Origin of the sequence: Pararhizobium arenae (assembly GCF_001931685.1) — a bacterium.
GTDB lineage: Bacteria > Pseudomonadota > Alphaproteobacteria > Rhizobiales > Rhizobiaceae > Pararhizobium > Pararhizobium arenae.
The window spans coordinates 326,957-333,581 of sequence record NZ_MOOY01000008.1 but is presented as its reverse complement, the minus strand read 5'-3'; the positions used below and the strand labels follow the sequence as shown (position 1 = coordinate 333,581).

Below are 6,625 nucleotides of genomic sequence, written 5' to 3'. Positions count from 1 at the left end.
GCTGAGAAGGTGACGATCCGACAACCAGCTGCCGGGCGGGTGGCCGCCCGCCCGGCAGAAACAACTATCTCATAGTTTGATCATCCAAGAAGGGACGACCTCTTCCCATTCCAGCAGCTTATGCTGCGTTCTTCTTCGCAAGCCGCGCCTTGATACTCTCGACATCGGCGCGCGGCGTCGCGGCAAACAGCGTCTTGGTGTAGCTGTGCTTGGGGTCTGCGAAGACCTCTTCGCGGCTGCCGTACTCGACCGCTTCGCCGTAGTACATGACCATCACGTCATCGGCGATGTAGCGCACCACCGAAAGGTCGTGGCTGATGAAGACGTAGGTCAGTTGGAACTCGTCCTGCAGGTCGGCGAGCAGGTTGAGAACCTGTGCCTGCACCGAAAGATCGAGCGCCGAAACGGGTTCGTCCAGAACCAGAAGCCGCGGATTGAGCATCAGCGCGCGGGCGATCGCCACACGCTGGCGCTGGCCGCCGGAAAACATATGCGGGTAGCGCCCGTAATGCTTCTCCTCCAGCCCGACCTTCTTCAGCATGGCCATCGCCTTGTCCTGACGATCAGCCGCCTTCATGTCGGTGTTGATGATCAGCGGCTCGGTCAAGATATCGCCGATCTTCTTGCGCGGATTGAGCGTGCCGTAGGGGTTCTGAAACACGATCTGAACCTTGCGGCGCATGTCGGACGTCAGCGTCTCGCGCGCGATGTCCACCTTCTGGCCGTCGATCAGCATGTCGCCCGAGGTTGCCGGATCGATCATGGTGACGATACGGGCAAGCGTGGACTTGCCGCAGCCGCTTTCGCCGACGATGGCAAGGGTCTTGCCCTGTTCTACGGAGAAGCTGACGCCCTTGACGGCGTGCACGGTGCGGGCCTTTTTGAACAGGCTGCCGGGGATGTGATAATCGCGCTTGAGGTTGCGCGCTTCGAGCACGGGGGTCATCGCACGGCTCCTTCAAAGATCTGCTGGTCGGTGAGGAACTCCGCAATCGTCGGCAGGCGGTCGCCGGTCGCATTGTCCGGCAATGCCGAAAGCAGCGCCTTGGTATAGGCGCTCTTCGGGCTTTCGAACAGCGACAGAACGTCTGCCTCTTCGATCTTGCGGCCCTTGTACTGCACGATGACACGATCTGCGGTTTCCGCCACCACGCCCATGTTGTGGGTGATGATGATCAGGCCCATGTTGTGCTCGGCCTGCAGCCTCATCAGCAGATCAAGAATCTGCTTCTGGATTGTCACGTCGAGCGCGGTCGTCGGCTCATCGGCGATCAGGAGCTTCGGATTGCAGGCAAGCGCAGTCGCGATCATCACGCGCTGGCATTGACCGCCCGACATCTGGTGCGGGTAATGGCCGAGGCGCTCTTCCGGGTTCGGAATGCCGACAGCATTGAACAGTTCGATGGCGCGATCGCGCCGCGCCTTCTTGCCGAGATCGGTGTGGAAGCGCAGAACCTCCTCGATCTGGAAGCCGACCGTGAAGCACGGGTTGAGGCTCGCGACCGGCTCCTGAAAAATCATGGCGATATCCTTGCCGATGATCTTGCGCCGGTCGTTGTCGGACATGGCCAGCATGTCGCGACCGTTGAAGGTCAGCTTGTCGGCCGTCACCTTCGCGGTCCAGGGCAGAAGGCCCATGGCGGCGAGCATGGAGACGGACTTGCCCGAACCGGATTCGCCGACGATCGCCAGAACTTCGCCAGCGTTCACCTTGAGCGAGACGCCATCGACGGCGCGGAAGGGGCCAGAGGCCGTCTGGAATTCGACGACCAGGTTTTCAACTTCGAGAAGGGACATCACGACCTCTTCAGCTTGGGATCGAGCGCGTCGCGCAGGCCGTCGCCCATCAGGTTGATGGCGAGAACGGTGATGAGAATGGCCAGACCGGGGAAGGTCACCACCCACCAGGCGCGCTGGATGAATTCACGGGCTTCGGCGAGCATGGTTCCCCATTCCGGCGTCGGCGGCTGGGCGCCCATGCCGAGGAAGCCAAGAGCCGCCGCATCGAGGATCGCCGCGGAGAAGGCGAGCGTTGCCTGGACGATCAGCGGTGCAAGGCAATTGGGCAGGATGGTGAGGAACATCAGGCGAAGCGTGCCGGCACCGGCAACCTTGGACGCGATGACGTAGTCCTTGGCGCGCTCCGTCATGACGGCGGCGCGCGTCAGGCGCACGAAATGCGGCAGGTTGACGAGCGAGATCGCGATCATCGCATTGACGAGGCCCGGGCCGAGAACGGCAACCAGCACCAGCGCCAGCAGCAGCGACGGAAACGCCAGGATGATATCCATGACGCGCATGATCACGGTATCGACCTTGCCGCGGAAATAGCCGGCGACGAGACCGACCAGAACGCCCGAAATGACCGACAAAGTGACGACGATCACGCCGATGAACAGCGAAAAGCGCGCGCCGTAGATCAGGCGGGAGAAGATGTCACGGCCGACGGCATCCGTACCGAGCAAGTAGCTCGCTTGCCCGCCTTCGGACAAAACCGGCGGCAGCAGCAGCATCTCGCGGTTCTGGATGCTGGGATCATGCGGCGCCACGAAGGGCGCAAAGACCGCCATGAAAAGGATGATCAGAAAGACCGCAAGACCGATCACCGCACCCTTGTTGCGGGAGAAATAGAACCAGAACTCGGCAATGCCGGTCGGCGGGTTTTTCGTTGTTTCGACAACAGTCATGTGCGCCTCCTAGTGCCGGATACGCGGATTGACGAGCCCGTAGAGCACATCAACGAGAAGATTGACCAGCATGATCATGCCGGCGATGAGCATCAGGCCGCCCTGTACGACCGCGTAGTCGCGCTTGAAGACGCTATCGACCATCCACTTGCCGATACCCGGCCAGGAGAAGATCGTTTCCGTCAGGATCGCGCCGGCAAGCAGGACGCCGACCTGCAGGCCGATGGTGGTGATGACCGGGATCAGCGCATTGCGCAGTGCATGGACGCCGATGACGCGGAAGGGCGACATGCCCTTGGCGCGCGCGGTTCGGACATAATCCTCGCCGAGCACCTCGAGCATCGCCGAGCGGGTCTGGCGGGCGATGACCGCCAGCGGAATGGTCGCCAGCACGATGGTCGGCAGGATGAGATAGGTAAGCGCCGATTTGAACGCTCCCGCCTGCCCCGAGATCAGGCTGTCGATCAGCATGAAACCGGTCACCTGCGGGAAGAAATACATGAGCGAGATGCGGCCCGAAACAGGGGTCCAGCCGAGGTAGCCGGAGAAGAAGATGATGAGCAGCAGCCCCCACCAGAAGATCGGCATCGAATAGCCGACCAGTGCCGAGCCCATGATCGTCTGATCGAGCCAGGTACCGCGCTTGACAGCTGCGAGAACGCCGGCCGGAATGCCGAGGGCGACGGCAAGGATGATCGCACAGAGCGACAGTTCCAGCGTTGCCGGGAAAAGGTTTACGAAGTCATCGAGCACGGGCCGTTTGGTGACGATCGACGAGCCGAAGTCGCCGGTCAGGAGACCGCCGAGATAATCGAAATACTGGACATACATCGGGCGATCGAGACCAAGCTGGTTCATCAGCTCGGTATGGCGTTCCGGTGACATGACGCGCTCGCCCGACATCAGCATGACCGGATCGCCGGGCAGAAGTCGGATGAAGGAGAACGCGATCAGCGAGACCCCGAGGAACGTGGGGATCAGGACGGCGAGCCGTCCGAAGATAAAGCGCAACATGGGAGCCAATCCCTTCTTTCTTTGAAAAACCGGCGGCCCGAATGTCTTCGAGCCGCCGGTCATGACACGCTCTTTGCGGCGTGCCTTTTTCGTCGTTAGTTTTACTCGGCGATATCCACGCCTTCGAACACGAAGTCACCCAGCGGCGACTGAACGAAGCCGGAAACCTTCTTGCTCATCGGAACGACGGCAAGCGAGTGGTCCAGCGTGTTCCACGGCGCTTCGCGCTTGAAGACGACCTGCGCCTGTTCATAGAGCTTGGTGCGCTCGGCGATATCGGACGTTTCCTTCGCCTTGGTCACCAGCTCGTCGAACTCCTGGTTGCACCACTGCGCGCGGTTGTTGCCGCCTACGGCATCGCAGCCGAGCAGGGTGTCGAGGAAGTTGTCCGGATCGCCGTTGTCGCCCGTCCAGCCGAGGATAGCCGCGCCGTCGCGGTCCTTGGCGGACGACAGCTTCAGGTACTCGGCCCATTCGTAGGAGACGATCTCGACGGTGACGCCGATCTTGGCAAGGTCGGCCTGCATCAGTTCAGCTGCACGGCGCGCGTTCAGCATGTACGGACGGGCAACCGGCATGGCCCAGATCTTCATCTTGAGATCGGAGACGCCAGCGTCGGCGAGCATCTTCTTGGCCGCTTCCGGATCGAACTTGTCATCTACGACGGCGTCGTTATACGACCACATTGTCGGCGGGATCGGGTTCTTGGCAACGGTGGCCGCACCCTGGAAGACCGCATCGACGATCGCCTGACGATTGATCGCCATGTTGAGGGCCTTGCGGACTTCAACCTTGTCGAACGGAGCAATCGTCGTGTTGTAGGCGAGGTAAGCAACGTTCAGACCGGCCTGCTCGGAAACCTGCAGGTTCGGATCAGCCTTCAGTTCAGCAACGTCGGCAGCGTTCGGATAGGACATCAGGTGGCATTCGCCGGCCTTCAGCTTCTGGGCGCGAACGGCAGCATCCGTGGTGATTGCGAAGACCAGATCGTCGATCGCCTGCTTGCCACCCCAATAGTCCGGGTTGGCCTTGTAGCGGATGGCCGCATCCGGCTGATAGGCGACGAAGGTGAACGGACCGGTGCCCAGCGGCTGCTGGTTCATCAGTTCCATCTTGCCATCAGCCTGCAGCTTGTCGGCATATTCCTTGGAAACGATCGAGATGAACGGCATGCCGAGGTTGGCGAGCAGCGGCGCTTCCGGGCGCTTCAGGGTGATCTTGACCGTCAGGTCATCGATCTTCTCGATCTTGTCGAGAACGTCCGGCAGGCCCATGCCCGAGAAATACTCCCAGGACGCGCCCGGAACATACTTGTTCCACGGATTGTCGGCCTTGTACTGGCGCTCGAACGAGAAGATGACGTCGTCTGCATTCAGTTCGCGGGTCGGGGTGAAATAGTCGGTCGTCTGGAATTTCACGCCCGGGCGCAGCTTGAAGGTGTATTCCTTGCCGTCAGCGGAGATTTCCCAGCTCTCGGCCAGCGCAGGCTCGATTTCGGTCGTGCCGCGCTTGAATTCCACCAGACGGTTGTAAACCGTGTGGGCAGCCGCGTCGAAGGTCTGGCCGCCGGTGTAGAGACCGGGATCGAAGCCTTCCGGCGACGCTTCCGAGCAATAAACGAAGGTCTTAGACCAGGCGGCTGTCGCCATCAGCGAGGCAAGCGCCGTCGCCGCGATCAGAGTAGTCAGCTTTTTCATAGTGAGCTTCCCAGCTTTGTTCTTTGTTCTCGTGTTTTTTTGACGCTGAACGACGTTGCGTCCGGTCAAGGCCGGATGGAACGACATTTAACGACCCTTTGCAATAAGGCTCTCAGATTATTTGTCCAGTTGGAAAATTCTTCTCAAAACGACTTGATCGACGCTATACACGACTTTTTGCCGTGAACGTAAGCGGGAGAAAACCGAATCGATGAAAACTTGATTTAAAAGTCAATCCCAAACTACACGGATGGAGCGGAAATGCCGGTTGTGACATAAGCATTCTCGCGGGGCCGGGAGGACTGGCCGGCTTGCACGTACCAGGCGGGGAACTTGCAAACCTTCTACAACGGTCCTCCCACTCCCTCTCCCGCACCTCCTGCAAGATTCACCTTCTGGTTTAACCCCATGAAGCAGTTGCATATGGCTGATCGCAAGCTAAACTGGCTCTGAGAATTACGGGCTGGGGGAGCTTTCGATTCGTGGCAAATCTGGTGAAAAACCATCGGCGTTACGACTTCGACAGCGATCTTGAGAAGGCGCTGAACCGCGTCGATTTTTTCCGAATATTTCACACCATGACGCTGCGGTTCGGTTTCGAGCATTTCGGCATCCTGCAGTTGGGAAGCGAAGCGGATGCCTGCATGCTCTCCAACCGCCTCGTCCTGCACGATCTGCCCTCCGGGCTTGCGGAGGAATACGACAAGCGTCACCGGTTCGGCGATTCCGTCGTGTTTCGTAGCCTGCATAAATCGGTCATTTCTTCCGTCTGGCGTGCGGATGACCCGCATCTCGGCAATGGCAGCAATCTGCTGGCTCAACTTGGCTTCGACATATTGCTGTGCGTGGCGGTCCACGGGACCAACGGAGCGCGATATGCGGTGCTATTCCTCGGCGACATCGAGGACATTTCCCGCCAGGAGCATTTTGAACTCTGTTACGACGCAACCTGCGCCTTCGACTACTTTTACCGGCAGGTGCTGTCGAACAAGACGGGACTTGGGCTCACGCCGCGCGAAACCGAAATTCTTCGCTGGATTTCCCATGGCAAGACCGCAAGCGAAATCGCACTGATCGTTTCCGTCTCCGAACACACGGTCAATTCGCACACGGCGACCATTTTGAAGAAACTCGATGTCGTCAACCGCACCCAGATGGTCGCGAAGGCGATCCGGGAACAGATTATTCAATAATCGAGAGCCGCGAGGCCTAAAACCCGACACAAAG

Annotated in this window: 6 protein-coding genes; 1 reads left to right on the top strand and 5 read right to left on the bottom strand. The window is 59.7% G+C overall.

Going from position 1 to position 6,625, the window contains the following annotated elements; all coding sequences use genetic code 11:
- Positions 1–118: 118 nt before the first annotated feature.
- The 5 genes from BLX89_RS19255 to BLX89_RS19235 all read right to left on the bottom strand — a co-directional run bounded on the left by BLX89_RS19255 (position 119) and on the right by BLX89_RS19235 (position 5,398).
- Positions 119–946, bottom strand: coding sequence for a dipeptide ABC transporter ATP-binding protein (locus tag BLX89_RS19255; protein ID WP_075292559.1), 828 nt, complete (start codon positions 944–946; stop codon positions 119–121).
- Positions 943–1,797 (bottom strand): ABC transporter ATP-binding protein, encoded by an 855-nt coding sequence (locus tag BLX89_RS19250; protein ID WP_075292558.1) that lies wholly within the window; start codon positions 1,795–1,797, stop codon positions 943–945. Before BLX89_RS19250 ends, BLX89_RS19255 begins: the two co-directional genes overlap by 4 nt.
- The gene (locus BLX89_RS19245; RefSeq protein WP_075292557.1) at positions 1,797–2,687 is read right to left on the bottom strand and encodes an ABC transporter permease subunit; all 891 of its coding nucleotides are present in this window, start codon (positions 2,685–2,687) and stop codon (positions 1,797–1,799) included. The genes BLX89_RS19250 and BLX89_RS19245 overlap by 1 nt, the downstream gene beginning before the upstream one ends.
- 9 nt (positions 2,688–2,696) lie before the next feature.
- Complete coding sequence (locus BLX89_RS19240; RefSeq protein ID WP_075292596.1) at positions 2,697–3,701, bottom strand: ABC transporter permease subunit; 1,005 nt, start codon at positions 3,699–3,701, stop codon at positions 2,697–2,699.
- 101 nt (positions 3,702–3,802) lie between these two features.
- Entirely contained in the window at positions 3,803–5,398 is a 1,596-nt protein-coding gene (locus BLX89_RS19235) for an ABC transporter substrate-binding protein (protein ID WP_075292595.1), read from the bottom strand.
- 482 nt (positions 5,399–5,880) lie between these two features.
- On the opposite strand from BLX89_RS19235, the gene BLX89_RS19230 reads away from it, so the two are divergent.
- Entirely contained in the window at positions 5,881–6,591 is a 711-nt protein-coding gene (locus tag BLX89_RS19230; RefSeq protein ID WP_075292556.1) for a helix-turn-helix transcriptional regulator, read from the top strand.
- Positions 6,592–6,625 lie beyond the last annotated feature (34 nt).